Here is a 23823-nt window from a genome sequence, read left to right on the forward strand (position 1 = left end):
GGAGAAACCTATTGTGACAGGCTCCTCCTAGAAAATAACCGATATATTATATATCTATATAATATACTATTTTCCACAAAAAGTAAAGTTAAACATACATTGGAAAAGCACTTATTTTCCTCCGCGTTAACGGGCAGTAAGACTCCCACTGATTAAAGTTCACTTTACTGATAATGAGTACGTTCCATCGCCATTATCATATTTATATACATACAAGTAATACTTGCCTGGTTTTGCATTAAATTTCGCTTCTATATGATTCCCATTGGCTTGACCGTAAGCTGCATAATTTTGCATATCTGATTCATGGTGAAGTACCCATGTCATCCCAATTCCATACTCATTTAAAACAGAAATGTCGATATCTTTCGCTGATGCTACATTAAATGTATAAACATCAGTGTGGTCCCCGCCAATAAGACTGCCTTTTATCGTACTATTTAGCCCGATACGATTTGCTTCTTCTGGACGATTATTTGGTTCTGATTCGGTTAAACTTCCATCTTTAATCGTAACAGTTGCTTCGCTTCTGCTCTCTTTGCCTTTATCATCTTTTACTCTTAACGATACTTTATAAGAACCTTCTCTTTCATATACATGTACTGGATTCACTTCTGCACTTGTGCTTCCATCTCCAAATTCCCATAAATAAGAAACAATTTTTCCATCTTCATCGTTTGAGCCATCACTTTTAAATTGAATTCCCTCTTTTACAAGACCGCTATAAGGGCCATTTATATTAACCGTTGGAGCTTTATTTTCTCCGTCATCTTTTGCGATACCGTGGAAAACTACATCATATTCAAATTGATTTGAGCTATTCACACGATAATTGACGAAGTATGCTGTAACAGTTTTGTAGCCACTCCATTCTTTTTGCGCCAATTGTTCTAAAGATTCATTTACTCTTTTACTCATTGCTTTCCAATCTTCTGATTCACCTTTTGTGACACTACCTGTATACGTACCTTCTAATGTAAATGTATTAAAGAATTGAGAATTATGTTTTGTCATTTTTGTATCTTTCATAGGCAACGTATCACTAATTTCTTTCTTCACCGCTGCTAACGACTTCGTTGCATGTTCAGCTAAATAATCATCTGCTACTTCCGGTACATTATATTTATCTTGATTATCGATTAGCTGCTGCATATACTCTTGATACTCTTTATTTAGTTTTAAGTCTTTACTTAAATTCTCACGATAAGCATCATAATTTTTCACGTCATTCGCTCGAATTAAATCTTGAATTTTATCAAACGTTTCAAATTGATGTGTATATAAATAAGATTGCAATGCGAACGAGTAATTATAGAAATCCCAAGAACCGTATTTAGCAAATAGTGTACGCTCTGCTGTATAACGGCTTGCAGGATCAGATGATAATCCGCTAATTATACTCTTTCTTGGTACAACGTTATTCGTACGAGTAGATCCTGCGAAAAACTCTGCATTTCCTTCTTGGAACCAAGTTAGCCTTTCATTTTGATACATATCTCCTCTTCCAAATAAACCAGGAACTTCATATCTCCCTTGCAGATAATGAGTAAATTCATGACGGAATAACTCTTCTAAACTATAAATACTTTGCTCTGGTGTACGCTCATATGTAAAGAATGTACCTGTCTCTTCAATATAAATTCCACCGTTGTTTGTTTCATATCCATACAATTGTCTATTTAACTGATATTCATCTGGACTATTATAAATTACGATCGTTAATACATCATCCGCATTTCCTGGCTCTAACGCTTTGTCATTTCCAATTACACGGTGATACTGTGCCTTTACTTCCTTCGCAGCCCAATATAGTCTCTTAATTTTTTCTTCTGATACTTTATCTCCTGTTTTGAACACAATTGATCCATCGTCGAATGTATACGTTTTTGGTAAGTATTGCTCTTTTCCTTCTTTACGTATTTTCTCTAAATCTACTGTATTCCCGCTATAATCTTTACCATTATAATTTGTTGTAATTTGTTCTACCGCAACAAAATACGGTTCACTTAAGCGCGGGTACATATGCATTGCTTGTGTAACAACCTCTAATCCTTTATTTGGATTACTATGAAACTTCCCTAAACGGCTAGCAAAATAAATGCCATTATTAACGAGCCATTTATTTTCTGGCGTTACTTCATTTAGAAGAGCAATACGATTTATTTCATTAATAAACCCATCTACTTTTCCATACCACATCGTTTCATTCGCTTCTTTACGAGCCACAGTTAAGTACGACTGTATATCATAGTCAATACCTTGCATAATATCGTATATTGCTTGTCCCTTCATTCGATCATTTACATAAGTAGTATAATTATCATTGTATTGCTTTAAAATATTCGATGCGTATTGAACCGTTTCAACATCACTTGAAGCATTACTAATTAATTTACCGTATGCAGATACGACTGTATCTTGTTCAACTGTACCAAGCTTAAAATTCGGATTTTTTGCGATTGCTTTTAAAGCAGGTAAACATTTGTCCTGGAAGCTTCTTTCATTTAAGTCGCTTAATTCACTATTATAAAATGCAAGATAAAAAGCTGAACGCAGCACTTCAGTAAACGTTTGAATTCCTTTTGAATCATCTTTCGTAAATGTACTACCTCTATGAGCTAATTCATCTATAATGACTTGCATTTTTCCTTTATCTTTATAAAAAGCCTTTGCATCTTCGTTAAACTGGAATAAGTCTGTAATTTGGTGCCACTTAATACTGCCTAACGTTTCAACTAATTCTTGATCATTCATTTTGTTTAAATCAGCCATTGAATAGCTTTCTTTAACTTGCTTTACTGCAGTTTTCTTCGTAATAGATGCTGGTCGCTGTGAAAAATCTCCTACTTTTAAACGTTCTTGAAATGATAAAGTTTCATCAACTTTTGAAATATGTCCAACTTCATCTACCGACTTTTCAATTCCAACCGGTTTCGTTTTCAACACGTTATACGGTACTTTTTCTTCCGCTGCTGCATGAGTTTGAAGTGCGCCTAACGATAAAGCCATTGTACTAATGCTAAGCATCACTTTATTGATCTTTGATTTCTTGTTCATATCCTTGCCCCCTATTTTAATATTCCATTCAAGAATTTAACATAAAATCTGGATGTAACAATATAAAATGCAATATTTCATATTATTTCTTCCTATAATTTGTACATATCGTGAACACATTGCTCTTTACCTCCCTAAAACAAATTGCATTCTTTCACATTATAAAAAGGGAATTTTTTGACAATTAAAAACTTAATTGTTATGATTATTATAATTGTTAACTTTATTAAATAAGGGTGGGATTCTATGATAAAAAAAGAAAACAGTGTATTTTATATCTCCTTCTTGCTAACAACATTATTCATTATATGGGGAATTACCCCAGCAAGTTGGATACAAGGCTACGATTTACAAAGTGTTACATCTTCTTTAAACTCATTTATCCTCAATAAATTTGGGTGGTTTTACTCTCTACTTATGACTACAATGATTATTTTGGCTGCTTATTTAGCATTTTCTAAGTACGGTTCTATTCGTCTTGGTAAAGATGGAGAAAAGCCAAAATATAATTATCCATCTTGGCTATCCATGTTGTTTGGAGCAGGAATGGGGATTGGACTCCTCTTTTATGGAATCGCTGAACCGATTTCACATTTTACAGATCCATTAACAGGAAAAGCGGGGACAGAGGAAAGTGCCAAACTCGCTATGCAATATTCATTTTTCCACTGGGGTCTCTTTCCATGGTCACTATACGCAATGGTCGCTTTAACAATTGCATATTTCACATTCCGCAAACAAAAAGGTAGCACTATCGGGGCTACAGTTACTCCATTATTTAATCGATCGAAAAATTCTCGTATCGGAAAAACAGTCGATATTTTAGCTGTTTTAGCCACAGTATTTGGCATTGTACCATCTGTTGGGATTGGTGCTCAACAAATTGCTGGAGGATTAAGCTATTTATTCCCTTCTATTCATAACACTTTACTTACACAGCTCGTACTTATCGCCATCTTCGCCGTTTTATATTTAACGAGTGCACAAACTGGCTTAGATCGTGGGATTAAATATTTGAGTAACTTAAATTTCTCTCTTGCAGGTATTTTACTCGTCTCCTTTTTATTTTTAGGGCCAACCGTATTTATTATGAAATATTTCACATCTACACTCGGTTCTTATATTGGAGCTTTGCCTAGTATGGGATTAAATTTAGGAGCATTTAATGAAAAATCTTCTTCTTGGATTGAAAACTGGACTATTTTCTATTGGGGATGGTGGATTTCTTGGTCTCCATTCGTCGGTACATTCATCGCTCGTATTTCTAAAGGGCGCACAATAAAAGAATTTATTTTTGGAGTTGTATTAGTCCCGACTCTTATCTGTACATTTTGGTTTGCAGTATTTGGTGGTACCGCAATCCATATGGAAATGTTCCAATCGCTTGGAATAGCTGATGAAATTGCAAAAAATGGTACAGAGATTGGATTATTTGCTGTTATTTCACATCTACCATTCTCTACATTTTTAACGATTATCGGGTTAATTTTAGTAGCCACATTTTTCGTTACTTCTGCCGATTCAGCAACATTTGTTGTTTCCATGCAAACGAGTAACGGAAGTTTATCACCGAAAAATAGTTTAAAACTTATATGGGGATTAACAATCGCGATAATTGCCGCTATTTTATTACAAGCTGGAGGATTAAATGCACTACAAATTGCAGCTATAATTGCTGCGCTACCATTTTCTATTGTAGTCATTCTTATGGTTACTTCACTCTTTAAAGAGCTACGAAAAGAAGATGTTAATTTGCAAACGAAAGAAGTGCCGAAAAAAATAAAAAAGGTTATGTAACGATTGGCGCCTCAAATCACTTCTAAATCCGTAATAAAACCCATTCATATGAATGGGTTTTTCACTCTATTATATAGTGCTGTAAACATGCTTTTTCCTCAAAACCTACTTTCTTGTACAATTTCATCGCACGATCATTATTCGTATTCAAACATAGTACTATCTCTCTCATCCCTTGGAAAGAGAAAATATACTGAATTGCCCCTTGCAATATCCGCTCTCCGACACCTTTTCTTCTACTATTTTCAGCGGTTGCAATAAATTCAATATTCGCTTCATGAAACTCCGGATTTACTTCAACATATACATAACCTTCTAACTTACCATTCTTCATACTTACAAATAATTTATTCGTATCACTTAAACGTTCAATGATTTCATTTCCTTCATAATATGTATTAGGAAAAAATATTATTATGTAAAACAATAAACTGCTCAAATACTTGTTGAGATGCTTCCTCTACTTGATTTATTGTACATTGCTCCACATTAGTTTTCTTTAAAATTAAAACGCTATGTTTCTCTTGTTTTTTAGCTTGTAAATATTTCATAAAGTCGATACCATTACTATTTTTCACGTGATAAAATCCATGAAACTTTTGAATATGAAGTGGAATTTTCTCGATAAGTTTCTTCCACATACTTAAAGCAATCTCTCCCCAATTCGAAGCTATAATAAAAGGCCCCCAAATCTCCGCACTTTCGCTTATCTCATCTATATCAAATCCTAATACACCTACAATTTCATTATTATCATTATAAGAAACGACAAAAGACTTCTCCCACCCTATATCAGAAAAACCATGAAGAATAGCGTCCAATATTTCTTCATGATTTTCCCCGCAATAACCAACATGCTGCGTAATATCTTTATTCATCATCGAAATAAATTCTGCAGCTTCTTCGATCTTTGAAATAGAATTAATATGCATAACTTCCCCTCCTTTTCTAATACACTTAGACAATCACTAGTAATATCCTTCTCTAGTAAAAAAAGACATCATCATATGCATGTTTCTAATAAAACCGCCATGATAATGTCTTCTCAAAAAAGCAAAAATTAATTATATATAATAATAAGATTAAACGTTATTTATTTCTTAAATAATCTCTTTCTAAATACGAACATACTTAGTGCGGAAAGAACAAGTGTTATGCCAGAAAGTAAAGTCGAAGTGCTAACTTCACCGCCTGTTGATGGTAAAAATTTCTTACCTTCCTCTGGCTTATTAGTATGTTGTTTATTTAAAGCGTCTGCTTTTCTTCCCTCGTTTTCAACAACTTGATTATTCCCTTTTGGCTCTTGATCCAATCCTGTTGCTGATTCTTTTACTTCTTTCTTTGGTTCTTTCGCTTCTTCAACTTCTTTTGTTCCTTCAACTTCTTTTACCGGCTCTTTCACTTCTTCTTTTGTTTCTTCAACTTCTTTTACCGGCTCTTTTTCTTCTTCTTTCGATTCTTCAACTTCTTTTACTGGTTCTTTCACTTCTTCTTTCACTTCTTCAACTTCTTTTACTGGTTCTTTCACTTCTTCTTTTGTTTCTTCAACTTCTTTTACCGGTTCCTTCACTTCTTCTTTTATTTCTTCAACTTCTTTTACCGGCTCTTTCACTTCTTCTTTTGTTTCTTCAACTTCTTTTATCGGTTCTTTCACTTCTTCTTTTGGTATTAATTTTTCTACTATATTCTGCATTACAATGCCACTATATAATATGCCAGTCTCATAATGATCTGCATCTAAATCAAATTCATATATTTTTTCTCCTAAAGTACGCCAAATGATTCCCTCATCAGTAAGCGTTCCACCTTCACTCTTTAGTGTAATTTTTTCAATTGGCTCTCCCTCTAAATCATATACAGAAATTTTCACTTCTTTATTTATTTCTACATCATCCAAAATGACCTTTTGCCTTCTAACATCAATTGTTATCCACTGACCTAATTGTATTAATGGCCTTACATCACGAATCTCATTTTCAGCTAATTTTAAACTAAGTAAGTCTAGCATTGATCCAAGAACCGTTACATCTTTAATACGATTATCCGTAAGATTTAACCACTGTAAATTTTCCAATGAAGATAGTGGTGTTATATCTTCAATTTGATTATGAGATACATTCACATTATTCAATTGTTTCAAGTTTGAGATGAACTCAATATTTTTCAGGCCTACTCCTTCTAAAGTGAGTTTTTCTAAGTTCGTCATATACTCTAAACCTGTTATATTTTTTATCTCATTTCCATTTTCTTTAAGTATCTCTAATTTTTTAATCTGTAATAAATCTTCTTTTGTAATAGGAGCGTTTAAATTCTCTCTACCTAAATTCTCTTTATTAATATGTTGTTGTAAAGTTTTATCGAGAATTACATTTTCCTTTTGTTCATTATCCTCTTTTATTGTTTCCTTGATTTCGTCTAATCTTTCAACAACATTTTGAATTACTGTTCCATTAAACTTAATACGGTTCTCTTCTGGCTTTATATCCAACGTAAATTCGTATGTTTTTTCACCAGTAGTCCCCCATTTAACAGAACCATTATTAACTATCCCATCTTCACTCTTCAATTGAATAGTATCAAGTGGCTCTCCTTGTAAATTATAAATAGGTATTTTAACTTCCTTATCTTTTTCTACATTATCTAAAAAGATTTTTTGTCTTTGAATATCGATATATATTCTTTTTCCTAGCTCTTGAACAGGTCTAACATCACGAATTTCATTTGAACCTAGCTTTAAATCATATAAGTCTGTTAAGTGACTAAGTGGCGTTATATCTGAAATATAGTTTTCTTCTAAATTAAGTGATTGTACAGTAGATAATCTTGATAAAGGTTCGATGTTTTCTAATTCATTTTTAGCAAGATCTAACTCTACTAATTTTTTCATTGATGTAATATGTTCAATATTCGTAAGTCCATTGTTACTTAAAGATAAGTTTTTTACATTTTTCAATTGCTCAATTCCAGCAAGGTTATCATTACTAATTTGATTATTTGCCACAGTCAAAGTCTTTAAAGATTTCACTGTAAATAATGGTTTAATATCTTTTATATAATTACTATTTAAATCTAGCATTTTAATCTTCTTCATTTGGCTTAATGGGCTTAAATCTGAGATTTTATTGTTTCTCAAAGTTAAAAACTCAATATGCTCTAACTCAGCCAAAGGTCCAATATCTTCAAGTTCACCATAGGTTATACTTAATGATTTTAATTGTCTCAATTTCGAGATAAATTTTATATTTTTTAACTTAACTTCTTCCAAAGTTAAGTTTTCTAAGTTCGTCATATATTCTAGACCGCTTACGTCTTGTATTCCTTTATTTTTAGCTTCAACGACTATTAAAGATTTAACTTTTAATAAATCTTCCTTAGTTATTGGGGTATCTAGATTTTCTCTATTCAAATTATATTTATTAATATGCCTTTGTAGTTGCTTATCTACTATTACATTTCCAATTCCATCTTGTTGATCCACTTTATCCTCTTTATTTTCCTTTTGTTTTTCTGGAACATTGTTCTCTAAATTCAATGTATTTACTTCAAACTGTACTTGGTACTTATTATCATAGGTCATTGTTGGAATATAAATATGCATTCGCATATTATACCTTTTTCCTAATTCCCCTACTTCAAACTGAATCACTTTCGTTCCATTTTTCTTTTTATCTTCTGATATTACTTTCACATCATGAAACACACCTGGAGTATGAATATCCTCTGTTTTCAAGTATTGAAAGAAATCACTATCACTTAATGTTGCTGTTACAATTTTCTTTCCATTCTCAATTGTTAATTTCGGATCCTTTATATAAACAGCTGCCATAGACTCTTCATTCGTTTTATCTTTATACGCTTTAATAACAGCTTCATATGTACCATCTTCTAAACCTTGTCCAGTTTTATTCGCCTCAATTGCTACTGCCGCTAAAGCAGGTGTTGAATAAACAGCAAACGGAAGTGATAACGCTGCCGCTATAATCATTGCATTTATACGTTTTCTTTTATTTTGTTTCAACTTTACATCTCCTCCGAAATATATAATTCGAAATGTAATCATTTCTCGAATAAATGATAATGATTTTCATTATCATTGTCAACTAGGAAAATAAAAAGTTTACAAAAAAAGAACCTCTTTAAAAGAGGTTATGCCATTTTCTCACCTGATTCTTCTCTAAAAAAGCTTTTCATCGCATGAAATACGTCTGCTTTTTGCTTTAAAATATAGTATCTAAAGTTTTCATCTTTAATATTTTTATAGGCTGACATGAGTGTACTATGGCGGTTGTACTGATTCACTTCCCCATACCCAAACATATTACACTTCTTCATTAGCTCTTCAACAAGTTTTACACATCTAGCATTATCTGATGTTAAATTATCACCATCTGAAAAATGGAATGGATAAATATTATAGCGGTCTGGTGAATATTTATTATCGATAAGTTCGAGTGCTTTTTTGTATACAGAAGAACAAATCGTTCCGCCACTTTCTCCTTTTGAGAAAAACTCTTCCTCTGGAACTACTTTTGCCTCCGTATGATGGGCAATAAATTCAATATCTACTGTTTCATACTTTGTGCGTAAAAATCTTGTCATCCAGAAAAAGAAGCTACGTGCCATATATTTCTCCCATATTCCCATCGATCCACTCGTATCCATCATCGCTAATACAACAGCTTTTGAATCTGGCTTTAATACTTCATTCCAAGTGCGGAACTTTAAGTCTTCTTGGTGAATTGGATGAAAAGATGCTTTACCACTCATTGCATTTCGTTTATATGCGGATATCATTGTTCTTTTCTTATCGATATTTCCCCATAATCCTGTTTTTCTAATGTCATTAAATTCAACATGTTCAATCCGGTTTTCATCCATTTCTTTTCTCTTTAAATTAGGCAGTTCTAACTCTCTGAAAAACGCTTGCTCTAATTCTAAAATAGAGACTTCAGCTTCATAGTAATCTTCCCCAGCTGCATCTCCTGCTCCTTGCCCTTTTCCTGGCCCTTTTTGTTTTTGACCACCTGATCCATCTCTCGCAACGACATCACCAACTTTGCTGTCACCGTTTCCTTGCCCAACATGTTTATTTTTATCATAATTGTATCTAATCTTATATTCATCTAGAGAACGAATTGGTATTTTTACAACATCCTTGCCATTAGACATAACTATACTTTCTTCTGTTACAAGATCGGGTAAATTATTCTTAATTGCCTCTTGTACTTTTTCTTGATGGCGCTGTTGGTCGTCATATCCTTTGCGATGGAGGGACCAGTTTTCCTGTGAAATCGTATAATTTGGTTGATTTTCTTCGCCCATTCCTTTCCCTCCTTACTGTAATTGTCTTCCTGTATGAACAGCAATCTATAAATTTTGTTCTGTAATGTGCAAGCTAGAATGTTTGAAAGGTAACTGCCCACAGAAAATCATCCCATAAACATTTATAACGTTTTTCATACAATACCCCGAGCATCCTAAACAAAATTTTGCCACTCACATAATAGAAAGAAATATTCAGCCACTGATAAGAAAGAAACACAATGCATTGTTGCACATATTTTTACTTTGCAACATATTGTATTGTGTTGGCTTTTTTCGTATGAATGGTTGGTTACTCTATCATATGCATATTGTAAAAATAATTGACAATAAATTCATAAAATTGCATCTTAATTTATTACATTTGGACAAGGTATGACACTTTATACACATATGAACGGATAATAAAACGCTGTCCCGCAAAATACAAGAGACAGCGTTTTGTTATCAAACTATCTGTTTAACAAGCTACCTACATAGCGTAGTAATTCATTTGCTGAAGAAGAATTATAGCCATGCTCATCAATTAAACGCGCAACAACATCATTGATTTTCTTAAGCTGATTTTCGTCCGGCGTTTTCGTTGACGTTGTAATTTTCACTATATCTTTTAAATCAGCAAATAGTTTTTTCTGAATCGCTTCACGAAGACGTTCATGTGAATTATAATCAAAGCGTTTTCCTTTACGGGCATAAGCAGAAATGCGAATTAAAATCTCTTCACGGAACGCTTTCTTAGCATTTTCTGAAATTCCAATTTGCTCTTCAATTGAGCGCATTAATTTTTCATCTGGACTCATTTCTTCTCCTGTTAACGGATCACGTAATTTCGATTTATTGCAGTACGCCTCGACGTTATCTAAGTAATTATCCATAAGCGTCTTAGCTGATTCTTCATATGAATAAACAAACGCTTTTTGTACTTCTTTCTTCGCGATTTCATCGTATTCTTTTCTCGCTAATGAGATGAAGTTCATGTAACGTTCACGGTCTTCATTACTAATGGATGGATGCTGATCTAGCCCATCTTTTAAAGATCTAAGTACATCTAACGCGTTAATAGATGGTACCTCTTTTCGAATGATTGTAGACGAAATTCGGTTAATGACATAACGAGGATCAATACCCTTCATACCTTCATCTTGATATTCGCGTTGTAATTCTTCTACATCAATCGCATTATAACCTTCTACCGTTTCTCCATCATACAAACGCATCTTTTTAATTAAATCAATATCCGGACGCTTCGGATCTTTTAAACGAGTTAAAATGGTGAACATTGCTGCAACGCGAAGTGTGTGTGGTGCAATGTGAACATTCGATACATCACTTTCACGAATCATTTTTTCATAAATATGTTCTTCTTCACTTACTCGTAAATTATAAGGAACTGGCATTACAATAATTCTTGAGTGCAATGCCTCATTTTTCTTATTTGCTATAAATGAGCGATACTCTGTTTCATTCGTATGCGCTACAATTAATTCATCTGCTGAAATAAGCGCAAATCTTCCCGCTTTGAAATTCCCTTCTTGCGTAAGTGATAATAAGTGCCATAAAAACTTCTCATCGCATTTTAACATCTCTTGGAACTCCATCATTCCTCGGTTTGCCTTATTTAATTCTCCATCAAATCGATACGCACGCGGATCTGATTCTGAACCATATTCTGCAATCGTAGAAAAATCCAGACTACCTGTTAAATCTGCAATATCTTGTGATTTTGGATCAGACGGGCTAAATGTACCAATCCCTGTACGGCGATCTTCAGAGAAGAAAATACGCTCTACAACTACATCCTCAATTCTTGATCCGTATTCTTGCTCTAAACGCATGACATTTAGTGGTGATAAATTCCCTTCAATTCTAACCCCATACTCATCAAAGAAATCATCTCGTAAATGATGTGGAATTAAATGCAGTGGATCCTCGTGCATTGGGCATCCTTTAATTGCAAAAATTGCTCCGCGATCTGTTCTTGAATATGTTTCTAATCCTCGTTTCAACATTGTAACTAACGTTGATTTCCCTCCACTAACAGGACCCATTAATAATAAAATTCTTTTTCTAACATCTAATCGTTTTGCAGATGGATGAAAATATTCCTCTACAAGACGTTCTAGAGCATCCTCTAATCCAAAGAGCTGATTACTAAAGAAGTTATACTTTCTTCTACCATCGACTTCTTCAATTCCAGCATCTTTTATCATATTGTAAATGCGAGAGTGTGCTGTTTGAGCCACCCATGGTCTTTCTTTCACAAGCTCCAAATACTCCGCAAACGTACCTTCCCATTGTAAACGCTCTTCTGCTGCTCGATGCTGTTCAATCTTTTTTAGAATATCCATTATAGCTCCTCCCCCATCTCCTTGTTCAATCGGATTATTATAAAAGGTATGCTAGGATGTCCTTAAACATTCTTTAAATCAAAACGAAATATATAATAGCACACTAAAATTCTCTCCAAAATTCAAAGAAAATTCTGTATAATATAGGTATTAACGTTTTTACACTGCTATTCATTATAAATAAATTCTTTTCTTCTAAGAACCTTACATACATTTTGGATAATAAATAAAACTCATGAACCGAAAAAAGTAAGGAGGATATTAGTATGAAATTATTATTAATTTTAGGTGTATCACTCACATTTCTTACAGCTATTTTTACATCCGGTTACAATGACAAACCAGGTACACATAAAAAATGATGTGCTTTTAGCACATCATTTTTTATTTATAATACATATTTTCCATATCATATTTGGATAGTGGTCGGCTATAATAATAACCTTGTACAAGCTTCACATTCTTTTCTTTCAAAAACTGTATTTGCTCCTTTTTTTCTACTCCTTCTGCAATTACATTCAATTCTAAAGTATGAGCTAAATGAATAATTGCAGCTGTAATATTCGTATCACGTTCATCTATATGTATACCTTCCATAAAAGAACGATCAATTTTTAAAGTATCAATTGGATATGTTTTTAAATAACTTAAAGATGAATAGCCTGTTCCAAAATCATCTAAATGAATCTTTAAATTTTGCTCTTTTAATTGTAGTAACACTCTCTTCGATATATCTTTATGTATAAGAGCTCCTTCTGTAACCTCTATCGCTAATAAATGAGTTGGTACATTGTACTTATTTAAAGCCCGTGTAATCATCTCTATTAATGTAATAGAACGAAAGTGTCTAGCTGAAATATTAACTGCAATTGGGACCACATCATACCCTTTATTTAACCATTCGCGCAATTGCTGACACACTTGATTTACTACCCATTCATCCAGCTTAATAATAAATCCTGTTCTTTCTGCCAACGGGATAAATTGGTTTGGAGAAACAAATCCTAATTCCTTATTCTCCCACCTTATTAAAGCTTCCATACTAGCTATTTTTTTCGTTTCAATATTAATTTGTGGCTGATAATATAAGAAAAATTCATTTTTTTCTATAGCACGATGTAACTGGTTTTCTATTATAAACCTTTGTTCACGCTCACAGTCTAATCCACTACAATAAAAATGATAATGTCCTTTTCCTTTTTCTTTTGCTTTTTCTAAAGCAGCATCGACTCTCTGAAATAGTATTTTTTCATCTTCTCCATCTGTTGGAGCCATTACAATTCCAATTGACGCGCTTAAATATACATCTTCTTCTTCGATTACAAAATATTCACTAATGTTTTTTAATATGCTTTTTGCAACTTCCTCTACATATTCTTTCGTTATATTTTCTATCAACATAACAAATTGATCATCGTGTTCTCTAAATAAGTGCATATCTTCTATTTTTAGATTACTTAAACATTCTGTAACTTTTTGTAATACTTTATCTCCCTCTTTATGACCAAATGTATCATTAATACGATGAAACTCATCTAAATCTATAAATACAAGTGCAAAATTTACACTCTCATTTAAAAAAGTATTTAACTTATTTGTACATGAAATTCTATTCATTAATCCCGTTAACTGGTCATAGTAAGCTAAATATTCTGTTCGCATTTCGTTTAATACTTGCCTTGTAACATCTCTCGTAACAATATAAATCCCAACAATTTCACCGTTCACAATAATCGGGATAGTTCTCAAAGAAATATATAGCTCGTACCCTTCTTTATGAACATATTTCTTTGAAACAATTTGTTTTGCTTTTCCTTGCATCGATCCCTTAAATATAATTTGAAAATCTTTTTCATATTCTTTATTAATGAATTCAAAAATAAATTTATTATTTAATTCCTCATACCGGTATCCAAATATTTCATACGTTGCCGGATTTGCATATGTAACTCTCCCTATAGAATCTATAGATATAATTGAGTCATTATTATATTCCAGTAACGACTTAAATAACATTTGTTTTTCCTCTATCTCTGTCTTCTCCTCAATTTGAGCTGTAATATCTCTTGTAATACAAATAACAAATTGACATATTCCTTCTTCGTCGCAGACAGGATTAAGTGAAGATTCATAGTGTATCTCACCTTTTGGTAAATTGACTACATCACAAAAGGTGTGTGCTTTCGCTTCTCTCACTACTTTTGCATATTGCCTTTGCAATATCCCCGCTATATCTTTTGGTAATACTTCTGCAAAGGTTTTTCCATAGCACTCTTCGCTTAACCTAGCATAATCCATTCCTATTTTATTCACATACATATATTGAAACGTTTCATTATCAATAACTTTCAATATGAATACTAAATCTTGAATAGCATGTAATAATCCTTGTCTAATTAAATCCATATCTATCATACTTAAAAAGGTATTTTGATTACTATATTCTTCCTTCATATTTATCTCAACCCGTCTTATCTATTTTTAATCATATATCCCATTCTATATGATTATGTCCTCTCTTTTAAATGTATGATTATATATTATTTTTATTTTATAAAAAAAAGTCGCCATATGGCGACTTTTAATAAACGATTTCTAAATCTAATCCAGGGTAATTTTGTTGACGGAACGCTTCATAAATTAAAATTGCTGCTGTATTAGATAAATTTAATGAACGTACTTTATCTGTCATTGGAATACGTAAACAATGATCAAAGTTTTCTTCGATTACATTAGCTGGTAAGCCGTTTGTTTCTCTTCCAAATACAAAATAGTAATCCTTCTCGCGCTTGCTATAGTCAAACGCTGTATGAGCTTTCTCGCCATACTTTGTTAAATAGAAGAATTCACCGTCTTTATTTTTTTCATAAAATTCTTCAATTGAATCATAGTACGTAATTTTTACGTGCTGCCAATAATCTAATCCTGCACGCTTTAACATTTTATCATCCGTTGAAAATCCAAGCGGTCTAATCAAATGTAATTCTGTTCCAGTTGCTGCACAAGTACGAGCAATATTCCCTGTATTTGCTGGAATTTCTGGCTGATATAAAACAACATGTACTCCCACGCGATATTCACCTCTGTTTTTTGTCTACTACGTATTATACCACTTGAGCGAAAAATCTCTACCCATTAATAATATGAAAGAATTTATATTTCATTTGTGGTGTATATTTACTAGAGTCTTCATAGTTCCAATAACGTCGACGGCTATTCGCTGAATGTGCATTTACAAGCGGCATACCATCTGCATCTTTTGCTACTACAATCGTCGTATGATTCCATCTTCCGTCATCCTCGAAATCATAAGCAATGACATCTCCAAGAATAAGTTCTTCTGGCCTCTCTACCGCCTCTGCTCGAAGTCCTGTTGTAGCACCTGACAAATACCAATAAAAAGAATGTGCAACAGCCCAGCTCCAGCTCCACTGATTCTCCCTTTGCCACCATCCTTTACGAATATTAGGATATCCGCTCATAGGTACTTCTCCAGTATGAAGACATTGAGAAATGAAATTCGTACAATTATCAGGGAAATTACGATACATAGGATTTCGGTCATCCCACCAACGCTCTGCATATTTCACTGCCTCTAAACGATTATACTGATAAGAACCGTACTTCTCTTTCGTAATTTCCCTTTCTAATGTCTCACCCATTCTAATTTCTTCTGACACTTCAATAGCATAATCGCCTATAATCCGACTATTATTTAAACAAACTCTTCGTTTTAATTGTTCCTCTTCAATATAAAATAATTCTTTATGCTTAATTAAATATTTAAAATGTATTTGATAATCAATTTCTTGATGGTCATTACTATTTAATTGTCTAATGAAAGAAACATCCGCAGTTGCTTTCACTATATGTGCACTACGTCTTTGAAACAATTGTTTCTTTCTCATTGCCATTTGTAGTAAATCCTCAGCAATACCATCCACATTCGTTCTTTTCTCCGTTATATATGCTAAAAATTGTTGTACTTGTTTTTCAATCTTCGTTTTTACAACCATTCTGTCTCCCTCCCATATTACAATATGAAAAAGGGAAATATTATCTACTCTTTTTTCTGTGCTAACAATTCAAGCCCGCGATTCATTTCATGAAGCACTTCTTCATCTTTCTCACGTTCCATCGCTTTCTCAATCGCTTCGCCTACTCCATCTCCGCCAATTTTCCCAAGTGCCCATGCTGCCGTTCCGCGTAGTACTGGTCTTGGGTCATCTTTCATAACACCAATTAAATCAGGAATTGCCGATGTTTCTTTAAAATGTGCTAATGCTAAAATCGCATTTCTTTGCAGTGGCTTTTTCCCTCTCCATGACCCTGACATAATCCCATATTTCTCTTTAAAATCACGATTACTAATTGTTAAAAGTGGCGTTAATAATGGTTTAACTAGCTCAGGATCCGGCTCCATCTCAGGATGATTATGAAAATCCATTCCTTTGTTTTTCGGGCAAACAGTCTGACACGTATCACATCCATATATACGATTTCCTATTTTATCGCGATATTCTTCAGGTAGGAATCCTTTCGTCTGTGTTAAAAACGCAATGCACTTCTTCGAATCTAACTGTCCCCCCTGTATTAAAGCACCGGTAGGACAAATATCGATACATTTCGTACAGCCCCCGCATTGATCTTCTATCGGCTTATCTGGCGGGAATGGAACATTTGTAATCATTTCCCCTAAGTATACGTACGAACCAAATTCAGGTGTAATAATAGAGCAGTTTTTACCGCTCCATCCAATGCCTGCACGCTCTGATACAGCTCGATCACTTAATTCACCTGTATCAACCATGGACTTCACTTCTATATCCGGAAGTTTTTCAATTAAATATGCTTCTAATTTTTGCAAACGATCTCGTAAAACAAGATGATAATCTTGTCCCCAAGAAGCACGACAAAAAATCCCACGGCGTTCTCCACGCTTACTTAATGGTGCATTTTTTAATTTTGAAGGATATGCTAAAGCAATCGCAATAATTGATTTAGCACCCGGTAATAACAGTTGCGGATTCGTTCTCTTCTCTATATCAGGCTCTTCAAATCCAGATTGATAATTTAATTGTTGTTGCTGGATTAAGCGCTGCTTTAATTCCTCAAAAGGAGAAGCACTCGCAAAGCCTATTTTATCTATGCCAATTGTTTTACTATACGCAATTACATCTTGCTTTAATTGTTCAAAATCCACTCTTAATCGCCTCCTCAGATGAATCCATCCCTTATGTAACGACTCTATTGGTTAGTAATTCACTTTTGGAATACTATTATTTACTTCTATTTTCGCATGTAATTAGGTTTTTCAAACATTAAAAAACGCAATGCCTCGTTTATCTCGGAAACGAAACACTGCGTTGATCACAATTTATAGAAAAACATTTAATAAAATTTGGAGCGGGTGAAGAGAATCGAACTCTCGACCAGAGCTTGGAAGGCTCTTGTTTTACCACTAAACTACACCCGCAAATATGAATTACATATAAGATATTAGAATAACTTATGTAAAGTAGTATAGCATGTAAAAAAAGTAGAGGCAAGAATTTTATCGAAAAAAGTCGAAAAAGTGATGAGAGACCTCATCACTTTTTCAATTCTTTATCAATTGCCTTCTTCATACTATCGAAATCAGGGTTTGCAAGATTTCCGTTTACATATACAGAAGGAGCACCTTGAACTTTTAATTTTTGAGCACGATCTGAATCTTTACGTACTTTTTCTTTAATGTCTTTACTGTGTAAATCTTTCTTAAATTGCTCTACATCAACTTTTGGAAGTTTCTCTTTCACAATGCTAAGAAGCAAATCTTCTGTAATCCATTCTTCCGTATCTTTCCTTTGATTTTGATAAATCTCATCATAGAAAATCCAGAATGAATCTTTATCTTGTTTATAAATTGCTTCACCAGCTGCTGCACCTAAATCCGAGTCTTTTCCGATAAATGGGAAGTTAATAAAATATAACTGCACTTTGCCTTTATCAATATACTCTTCTTTTAATCGAGGTAATACTGTTACATCCCAAGTACGACAAGCAGGACATTTAAAGTCTCCAAATTCAACTACCTTAACTGGAGCATCATCTTTCCCTAAAGATTGTTGCGTCGAATAAGCAAACATCTCATTCCCTTTATCTTTTTTGTCATTTATGATGCTATACGCAATTGTTCCAATTACAATCAATACTGCGATAGAAAAAACTATACCAAGAGCCATGAGTTTATTTGATTTCATATACATTCCTCTTTAAATTCATATTCTGCATACAGCATTGTACACAATACACATAATATCAACACTTATATACGTCACGCAATGAACACGCTCACATAAATTACAAAAACACAATAATTGTGACGATATTGTGTCACAATTTGTCACAATTTATTCAAAAAAAGAAGCTCCTCTGTAGGAACTTCTCTTAACTTACTGCTTTTTTACGCGCGCTATTTAACATCGACTGCTCTATTTTTATATCATGACGAATTACTAATTTCTCACTAACTGCTTGAACATACTCATCATGGCTTATATAGCCTTCTTTCTCCATTAGTCTCAAAACGACATTTCGTCTCTCTACTGCTTTATCATAGTTTTGGGCAGGTGAGTAATAAGCAGGTGCTTTTACTACAGCAGCCATCATTGCACTTTCAGCCAACGTTAATTGGTTCACCTTTTTACCGAAGTAAAGGTTTGCTGCTTTTTCAATTCCCCACGCTCCTTCTCCATAATAAATATTACTTACATATAATTTTAAAATTTCATCCTTCGTAAACGTGCGTTCAATTTTTTTCGTATAAAAAATCTCTTTCCACTTACGAGAAAATGTACGTTCATTTGTTAAAAAGGCATTTTTAGATAGCTGTTGTGTAATCGTGCTTCCTCCTTGTACGACACCACCAGCCTTTATATTCTCAACTGAGGCCCTAATAATTGCTATATAATCTAAACCGTTATGATGATAAAATCTTTTATCTTCTGTCGCAATAAATGCATGTGTTAATGATTCTGGCACCTCTAACTTAGCCGGTACATGTAATTTACTAATATCACTTTTCTCAATCATTACATTTCCAATGAATAATAACGTACAACTTAACAATAATAATAATATAATGGCTTTATAAAAAAGTTTAGTCATTGGATTTAATGCAACTTTTTGATGATAGTTCACCCTAGATAATACTCGTTCTTTCATCTTGAACACCTCTTTTCCACACAGCATATAACTCTTACTTTAAGAATACATTGTTGTAAAAAAATATCCCATCGATTTCTCTTACACGTACCTTACATCATTGTAAGGTATAAAGTGAAACTTTAATGAGCCCTCATCAATCAGGCTTACTGCCCAGCAAATAGTGGGATAAAAAAGTATTGTATCACAGTATTTTTTTATCTACTATTCATCTGAAATATTGAATATAGGTTATGTTAAAGCACGAATAACCAATAAAAGAGAAACCCTTAAGACTATTATATTTTCACTTTACACTTTAATTATATCATCTACAAATATATATACTTTTGACTATCTAGTAATCTAAATGTATATAACATATAGATTTATTATACAGAACAAACGTTCTACAAATCAATACTAGTGCTATTATTATTTTGACCTTTTTCTTAAACAGTATACAAAAAAGAGTAGTGATTCGAATGTATCTCAAATCGGCTACTCTTTTCTTTACAATCTTCCTATTAAATTATACGGCTGTACTTCCCACGTTTCATACGGAATAAAATGTGTTGCTCTCATTGCATCAAGCGTTCTGGATTTCATATGAGGACGCGTTATATACTCATCTATGTTCTCTTCATTTAAATCAACAAATTTAGCCTCTTGTATCTCTTCAGGTTGAGTTTTTATTTCACCACTTATATATGCTACTTTAAAAACAACAGCTAGAATATGCATAGAGGTATTATAATAAACCCCTGTAATTCCGATAGGCTTCACCGTTAACCCTGTTTCCTCTTTTATTTCCCTACAGACAGCTTGATCGAGCGCTTCGCCCTCTTCTACCTGTCCTCCTGGCAACTCCCACGTATCAGCTCGCCAGTGCACTTTTGTTAATAACACTTCATTTTTTTCATTTGTTAAATAACCTGCTACAGCAACTATATGCTTTGGTGTCTTATGTTCCATATTAAGCCTCCTAGAGATAATGAATATTTTATATATCCCTATAATCATATTCACTACCTACAACAAAATACCTTTAATACTTCATCACCTTAATTAACTTCATAAAAAAAGACCCTATCCGCTAAGCGAAAAGGGTCATCTATCGTATTACTCTCCTAAGTCTACGTTGTGATAAACTTGTTGAACATCTTCCAAATCTTCTAATGCATCAACCATTTTCTCAAATTGTGCTTGAGCATCTTCAGGAAGTGTTACATCACTTTGTGCAAGCATTGTTAATTCTGCAACTGTAAACTCCTCAACGCCAGCACCTTTAAGTGCAGATTGTACTGCATGGAATTGATCTGGTTCAGCATACACGATAACAGAATCTTCTTCTTCTAGAATGTCACGTGCATCTACATCTGCTTCCATTAAAATTTCAAGAACTTCATCTGATGTTTTACCTTCAAGACCGATAACAGCTGTCGCATCAAACATGTAAGCTACAGAACCGTTCACACCCATATTACCACTATTTTTGCTAAATGCAGCTCGTACATCTGCTGCAGTACGGTTTACGTTATTTGTAAGTGTATCTACAATAACCATAGCTCCATTTGGTCCGAATCCTTCATAACGAAGCTCGTCATAATTTTCTTCTGAACCGCCTTTTGCTTTTTCAACTGCACGATCAATAATTGTTCTTGGAACATTGTATGTTTTCGCACGCTCTAATACAACTCTTAGCGCTTGGTTTGATTCTGGATCTGGCTCGCCTTGTTTTGCTGCCACATAAATTTCACGCCCAAATTTCGCGTATATACGGCTTGTATTTGCATCTTTTGATGCTTTTTTGTCTTTAATATTGTTCCATTTACGGCCCATACTTTCCACTCTCTTTCCCGTTTTAAATCTACATAAAAATATTAATATGAAATATAATGTGTGTTCAACACATTTTTAAAAGAAATATAAAAAGTTCATTTTTGATTCATATTATAGACATAATATAAATCACTATCATTTTGTTCTTTCGACAAGTTATATTATACATGAATTCCTACGTTTATTACGAATTTTAGAAGCACATAGTATAATTTAACAAAAAGACTCTAACATTTCTGTTAGAGTCTTTTTATATTGCTGACACCTATTTCCATAATATTCCCATAATTACTTTCTATTGTTGTATAATAAAAATAGGGGAAAATTTGAAGAAAAGAGAGAGGGAGAATTATGACACATTCAAATGAGAAAAAAGCACATAGTCTTAAAGGGATAGAAGAAAAGTTAAACCCAACTATCTATCAAGTGAGATTCATGAAATTAGATGAACCAATTCAATTTGAGTCGTTCCCTGAATTAAAAGATTTAGGGGACTGGTTAAGTACTTCAACGCATATGTGGGCGTGCCACTCAACTATGTATAAGTACAACAGAGAAGGGTTTGAAAAGAAGTTTTTAGAGGTTACAAACTTAACCGTTGATAGTGTACTAATATCTACTGGTGGTATCGGATTTAACTTCATGTCACCGGGGTGGAGAAATTCTCTCTAGAGTACTCGAAAGAAATATTGTATATACAATATTTTTTCTGCTTATTTTGTCATGTAATGAAAAGAAAACAAAAAAGCTCTATACTAATTGTATAGAGCTTTTTACGCCGTTCATGATACCGATGGTCGGGGTCGAACCGACACTCCCGAAGGAACACGATTTTGAGTCGTGCGCGTCTGCCAATTCCGCCACATCGGCACAAAAGAAAAGGCGGCAACCGGATTTGAACCGGTGATAAAGGTTTTGCAGACCTCTGCCTTACCACTTGGCTATGCCGCCATATAAAGTTTTATTGGAGCGGAAGACGGGATTCGAACCCGCGACCCCAACCTTGGCAAGGTTGTATTCTACCACTGAACTACTTCCGCAAAAATGGCTGGGCTAGCTGGATTCGAACCAGCGCATGACGGAGTCAAAGTCCGTTGCCTTACCGCTTGGCTATAGCCCATCGAATTCTTACTTAATTATATGTAAGTATCCATTAGATTATTTGTAATTTTTAAAATAAAAATGGGGCGACTGATGGGAATCGAACCCACGAATGCCGGAGCCACAATCCGGTGCGTTAACCACTTCGCCACAACCGCCATGTTGTGTAAATATATTTTGGCAGGGGCAGTAGGAATCGAACCCACACTGGAGGTTTTGGAGACCTCAGTTCTACCTTTAAACTATGCCCCTATGTAAATGGTGGAGGGGGGCAGATTCGAACTGCCGAACCCGAAGGAGCGGATTTACAGTCCGCCGCGTTTAGCCACTTCGCTACCCCTCCGAAACTTACATGGTGCCGGCTAGAGGACTTGAACCCCCAACCTACTGATTACAAGTCAGTTGCTCTACCAATTGAGCTAAGCCGGCGTATTTTATTAAAATAAATGGTGGCTCGGGACGGAATCGAACCGCCGACACGAGGATTTTCAGTCCTCTGCTCTACCGACTGAGCTACCGAGCCTTATTAAAATGGCGGTCCCGACCGGGGTCGAACCGGCGATCTCCTGCGTGACAGGCAGGCATGTTAACCACTACACCACGGGACCATTTGGTTGCGGGGACAGGATTTGAACCTGCGACCTTCGGGTTATGAGCCCGACGAGCTACCGTGCTGCTCCACCCCGCGATAATACTATTCATATAAAATTTATATGGTGGAGGATGACGGGATCGAACCGCCGACCCCCTGCTTGTAAGGCAGGTGCTCTCCCAGCTGAGCTAATCCTCCAAAGTGGTGACCCGTACGGGATTCGAACCCGTGTTACCGCCGTGAAAGGGCGGTGTCTTAACCACTTGACCAACGGGCCAAATATTATAAATCCTATGGCGGAGAGCAAGGGATTCGAACCCTTGATACGCTTGTGACGTATACACGATTTCCAATCGTGCTCCTTCGGCCAACTCGGACAGCTCTCCAATGGCTCCGCAGGTAGGAATCGAACCTACGACCGATCGGTTAACAGCCGATAGCTCTACCGCTGAGCTACTGCGGAATAATATTGCCTGGCAACGTCCTACTCTCACAGGGACAAGGTCCCAACTACCATCGGCGCTAGAGAGCTTAACTTCCGTGTTCGGTATGGGAACGGGTGTGACCTCTCTGCCATCA

General features: G+C 34.5%; 14 protein-coding genes, 16 tRNA genes, 1 rRNA gene and 1 pseudogene. 2 read left to right on the forward strand and 30 right to left on the reverse strand.

Annotated elements, in window-relative coordinates; all coding sequences use genetic code 11:
* Positions 1 to 159: 159 nt before the first annotated feature.
* Complete coding sequence (gene colA / locus ACTFR8_RS26490; RefSeq protein WP_200462067.1) at positions 160 to 3057, reverse strand: collagenase ColA; 2898 nt, start codon at positions 3055 to 3057, stop codon at positions 160 to 162.
* 246 nt (positions 3058 to 3303) lie between these two features.
* On the opposite strand from colA, the gene opuD reads away from it, so the two are divergent.
* Positions 3304 to 4854: a glycine betaine transporter OpuD gene (gene opuD / locus ACTFR8_RS26495; RefSeq protein WP_252209778.1), complete on the forward strand. Its 1551-nt coding sequence runs from the start codon at positions 3304 to 3306 to the stop codon at positions 4852 to 4854.
* 61 nt (positions 4855 to 4915) lie between these two features.
* On the opposite strand, the pseudogene ACTFR8_RS26500 reads toward opuD, so the two are convergent.
* The 13 genes and pseudogenes from ACTFR8_RS26500 to ACTFR8_RS26560 all read right to left on the reverse strand — a co-directional run bounded on the left by ACTFR8_RS26500 (position 4916) and on the right by ACTFR8_RS26560 (position 21551).
* A pseudogene (locus ACTFR8_RS26500) lies at positions 4916 to 5786 on the reverse strand (GNAT family N-acetyltransferase).
* Positions 5787 to 5947: 161 nt separating this feature from the next.
* Entirely contained in the window at positions 5948 to 8872 is a 2925-nt protein-coding gene (locus tag ACTFR8_RS26505; protein WP_440028723.1) for an NEAT domain-containing protein, read from the reverse strand.
* Between the two features lie 128 nt (positions 8873 to 9000).
* Positions 9001 to 10176 (reverse strand): sporulation protein YhbH, encoded by a 1176-nt coding sequence (gene yhbH / locus ACTFR8_RS26510; RefSeq protein ID WP_000503518.1) that lies wholly within the window; start codon positions 10174 to 10176, stop codon positions 9001 to 9003.
* Positions 10177 to 10628: 452 nt separating this feature from the next.
* Positions 10629 to 12524 carry a PrkA family serine protein kinase gene (locus tag ACTFR8_RS26515; RefSeq protein ID WP_000353273.1) on the reverse strand — a complete coding sequence of 632 codons (1896 nt, stop codon included), beginning with the start codon at positions 12522 to 12524 and terminating at the stop codon, positions 10629 to 10631.
* A gap of 384 nt (positions 12525 to 12908) precedes the next feature.
* A complete protein-coding gene (locus ACTFR8_RS26520) occupies positions 12909 to 14978 on the reverse strand; it encodes a sensor domain-containing protein (RefSeq protein ID WP_000657169.1) in 2070 nt (689 codons plus the stop codon).
* A gap of 127 nt (positions 14979 to 15105) precedes the next feature.
* A complete protein-coding gene (gene trmL, locus ACTFR8_RS26525) occupies positions 15106 to 15594 on the reverse strand; it encodes a tRNA (uridine(34)/cytosine(34)/5-carboxymethylaminomethyluridine(34)-2'-O)-methyltransferase TrmL (RefSeq protein WP_000538147.1) in 489 nt (162 codons plus the stop codon).
* Positions 15595 to 15652: 58 nt separating this feature from the next.
* Positions 15653 to 16540 (reverse strand): amidase domain-containing protein, encoded by an 888-nt coding sequence (locus ACTFR8_RS26530; RefSeq protein WP_130067579.1) that lies wholly within the window; start codon positions 16538 to 16540, stop codon positions 15653 to 15655.
* A gap of 44 nt (positions 16541 to 16584) precedes the next feature.
* Complete coding sequence (queG, locus tag ACTFR8_RS26535) at positions 16585 to 17727, reverse strand: tRNA epoxyqueuosine(34) reductase QueG (protein WP_000345216.1); 1143 nt, start codon at positions 17725 to 17727, stop codon at positions 16585 to 16587.
* 199 nt (positions 17728 to 17926) lie between these two features.
* Positions 17927 to 18000, reverse strand: a tRNA-Gly gene (locus ACTFR8_RS26540).
* 115 nt (positions 18001 to 18115) lie between these two features.
* Positions 18116 to 18766 carry a DsbA family protein gene (locus ACTFR8_RS26545; RefSeq protein ID WP_000841310.1) on the reverse strand — a complete coding sequence of 217 codons (651 nt, stop codon included), beginning with the start codon at positions 18764 to 18766 and terminating at the stop codon, positions 18116 to 18118.
* 187 nt (positions 18767 to 18953) lie between these two features.
* Complete coding sequence (locus tag ACTFR8_RS26550) at positions 18954 to 19730, reverse strand: transglycosylase domain-containing protein (protein WP_000664715.1); 777 nt, start codon at positions 19728 to 19730, stop codon at positions 18954 to 18956.
* A 492-nt stretch (positions 19731 to 20222) separates the two neighbouring features.
* Positions 20223 to 20684, reverse strand: coding sequence for an NUDIX hydrolase (locus ACTFR8_RS26555; RefSeq protein WP_000400456.1), 462 nt, complete (start codon positions 20682 to 20684; stop codon positions 20223 to 20225).
* A gap of 147 nt (positions 20685 to 20831) precedes the next feature.
* The gene (locus ACTFR8_RS26560) at positions 20832 to 21551 is read right to left on the reverse strand and encodes a YebC/PmpR family DNA-binding transcriptional regulator (RefSeq protein WP_000532952.1); all 720 of its coding nucleotides are present in this window, start codon (positions 21549 to 21551) and stop codon (positions 20832 to 20834) included.
* A 351-nt stretch (positions 21552 to 21902) separates the two neighbouring features.
* Between ACTFR8_RS26560 and ACTFR8_RS26565 the strand changes: the two genes are divergently transcribed.
* A complete protein-coding gene (locus ACTFR8_RS26565) occupies positions 21903 to 22223 on the forward strand; it encodes a DUF3884 family protein (RefSeq protein ID WP_000149817.1) in 321 nt (106 codons plus the stop codon).
* A 116-nt stretch (positions 22224 to 22339) separates the two neighbouring features.
* Here ACTFR8_RS26565 and ACTFR8_RS26570 read toward each other — a convergent pair.
* From ACTFR8_RS26570 to rrf, 16 genes are all read right to left on the reverse strand, one after another.
* A tRNA-Leu gene (locus ACTFR8_RS26570) sits at positions 22340 to 22421 on the reverse strand.
* Between the two features lie 10 nt (positions 22422 to 22431).
* A tRNA-Cys gene (locus tag ACTFR8_RS26575) sits at positions 22432 to 22502 on the reverse strand.
* A 14-nt stretch (positions 22503 to 22516) separates the two neighbouring features.
* Positions 22517 to 22591, reverse strand: a tRNA-Gly gene (locus tag ACTFR8_RS26580).
* A 5-nt stretch (positions 22592 to 22596) separates the two neighbouring features.
* Positions 22597 to 22671 (reverse strand) — tRNA-Gln (locus ACTFR8_RS26585).
* 63 nt (positions 22672 to 22734) lie between these two features.
* Positions 22735 to 22810 (reverse strand) — tRNA-His (locus ACTFR8_RS26590).
* Positions 22811 to 22830: 20 nt separating this feature from the next.
* Positions 22831 to 22904 (reverse strand) — tRNA-Trp (locus ACTFR8_RS26595).
* A 7-nt stretch (positions 22905 to 22911) separates the two neighbouring features.
* Positions 22912 to 22995: transfer RNA gene (locus ACTFR8_RS26600), tRNA-Tyr, on the reverse strand.
* Positions 22996 to 23005: 10 nt separating this feature from the next.
* Positions 23006 to 23081, reverse strand: a tRNA-Thr gene (locus ACTFR8_RS26605).
* An 18-nt stretch (positions 23082 to 23099) separates the two neighbouring features.
* Positions 23100 to 23175: transfer RNA gene (locus tag ACTFR8_RS26610), tRNA-Phe, on the reverse strand.
* Between the two features lie 9 nt (positions 23176 to 23184).
* Positions 23185 to 23260 (reverse strand) — tRNA-Asp (locus ACTFR8_RS26615).
* 3 nt (positions 23261 to 23263) lie between these two features.
* Positions 23264 to 23340: transfer RNA gene (locus tag ACTFR8_RS26620), tRNA-Met, on the reverse strand.
* A 26-nt stretch (positions 23341 to 23366) separates the two neighbouring features.
* Positions 23367 to 23442, reverse strand: a tRNA-Val gene (locus tag ACTFR8_RS26625).
* A gap of 4 nt (positions 23443 to 23446) precedes the next feature.
* Positions 23447 to 23521: transfer RNA gene (locus ACTFR8_RS26630), tRNA-Glu, on the reverse strand.
* 17 nt (positions 23522 to 23538) lie between these two features.
* Positions 23539 to 23630, reverse strand: a tRNA-Ser gene (locus ACTFR8_RS26635).
* 2 nt (positions 23631 to 23632) lie between these two features.
* A tRNA-Asn gene (locus ACTFR8_RS26640) sits at positions 23633 to 23707 on the reverse strand.
* Between the two features lie 8 nt (positions 23708 to 23715).
* Positions 23716 to 23823, reverse strand: a 5S ribosomal RNA gene (gene rrf, locus ACTFR8_RS26645); the annotation flags it as partial.

The organism is Bacillus cereus group sp. MYBK15-3, from assembly GCF_051916765.1.
Classification (GTDB): Bacteria; Bacillota; Bacilli; order Bacillales; family Bacillaceae_G; genus Bacillus_A; species Bacillus_A cereus.

Excerpts from the sequence above, each read along its gene's own strand:
- ACTFR8_RS26565 (WP_000149817.1), top strand. The coding sequence starts at position 21,903 with ATGACACATTCAAATGAGAAAAAAGCACATAGTCTTAAAGGGATAGAA.
- ACTFR8_RS26515 (WP_000353273.1), bottom strand. The coding sequence starts at position 12,524 with ATGGATATTCTAAAAAAGATTGAACAGCATCGAGCAGCAGAAGAGCGT.
- ACTFR8_RS26530 (WP_130067579.1), bottom strand. The coding sequence starts at position 16,540 with ATGGTTGTAAAAACGAAGATTGAAAAACAAGTACAACAATTTTTAGCA.
- ACTFR8_RS26550 (WP_000664715.1), bottom strand. The coding sequence starts at position 19,730 with ATGAAAGAACGAGTATTATCTAGGGTGAACTATCATCAAAAAGTTGCA.
- colA (WP_200462067.1), bottom strand. The coding sequence starts at position 3,057 with ATGAACAAGAAATCAAAGATCAATAAAGTGATGCTTAGCATTAGTACA.
- ACTFR8_RS26545 (WP_000841310.1), bottom strand. The coding sequence starts at position 18,766 with ATGAAATCAAATAAACTCATGGCTCTTGGTATAGTTTTTTCTATCGCA.
- ACTFR8_RS26560 (WP_000532952.1), bottom strand. The coding sequence starts at position 21,551 with ATGGGCCGTAAATGGAACAATATTAAAGACAAAAAAGCATCAAAAGAT.
- opuD (WP_252209778.1), top strand. The coding sequence starts at position 3,304 with ATGATAAAAAAAGAAAACAGTGTATTTTATATCTCCTTCTTGCTAACA.
- ACTFR8_RS26555 (WP_000400456.1), bottom strand. The coding sequence starts at position 20,684 with ATGGAACATAAGACACCAAAGCATATAGTTGCTGTAGCAGGTTATTTA.
- ACTFR8_RS26520 (WP_000657169.1), bottom strand. The coding sequence starts at position 14,978 with ATGAAGGAAGAATATAGTAATCAAAATACCTTTTTAAGTATGATAGAT.
- yhbH (WP_000503518.1), bottom strand. The coding sequence starts at position 10,176 with ATGGGCGAAGAAAATCAACCAAATTATACGATTTCACAGGAAAACTGG.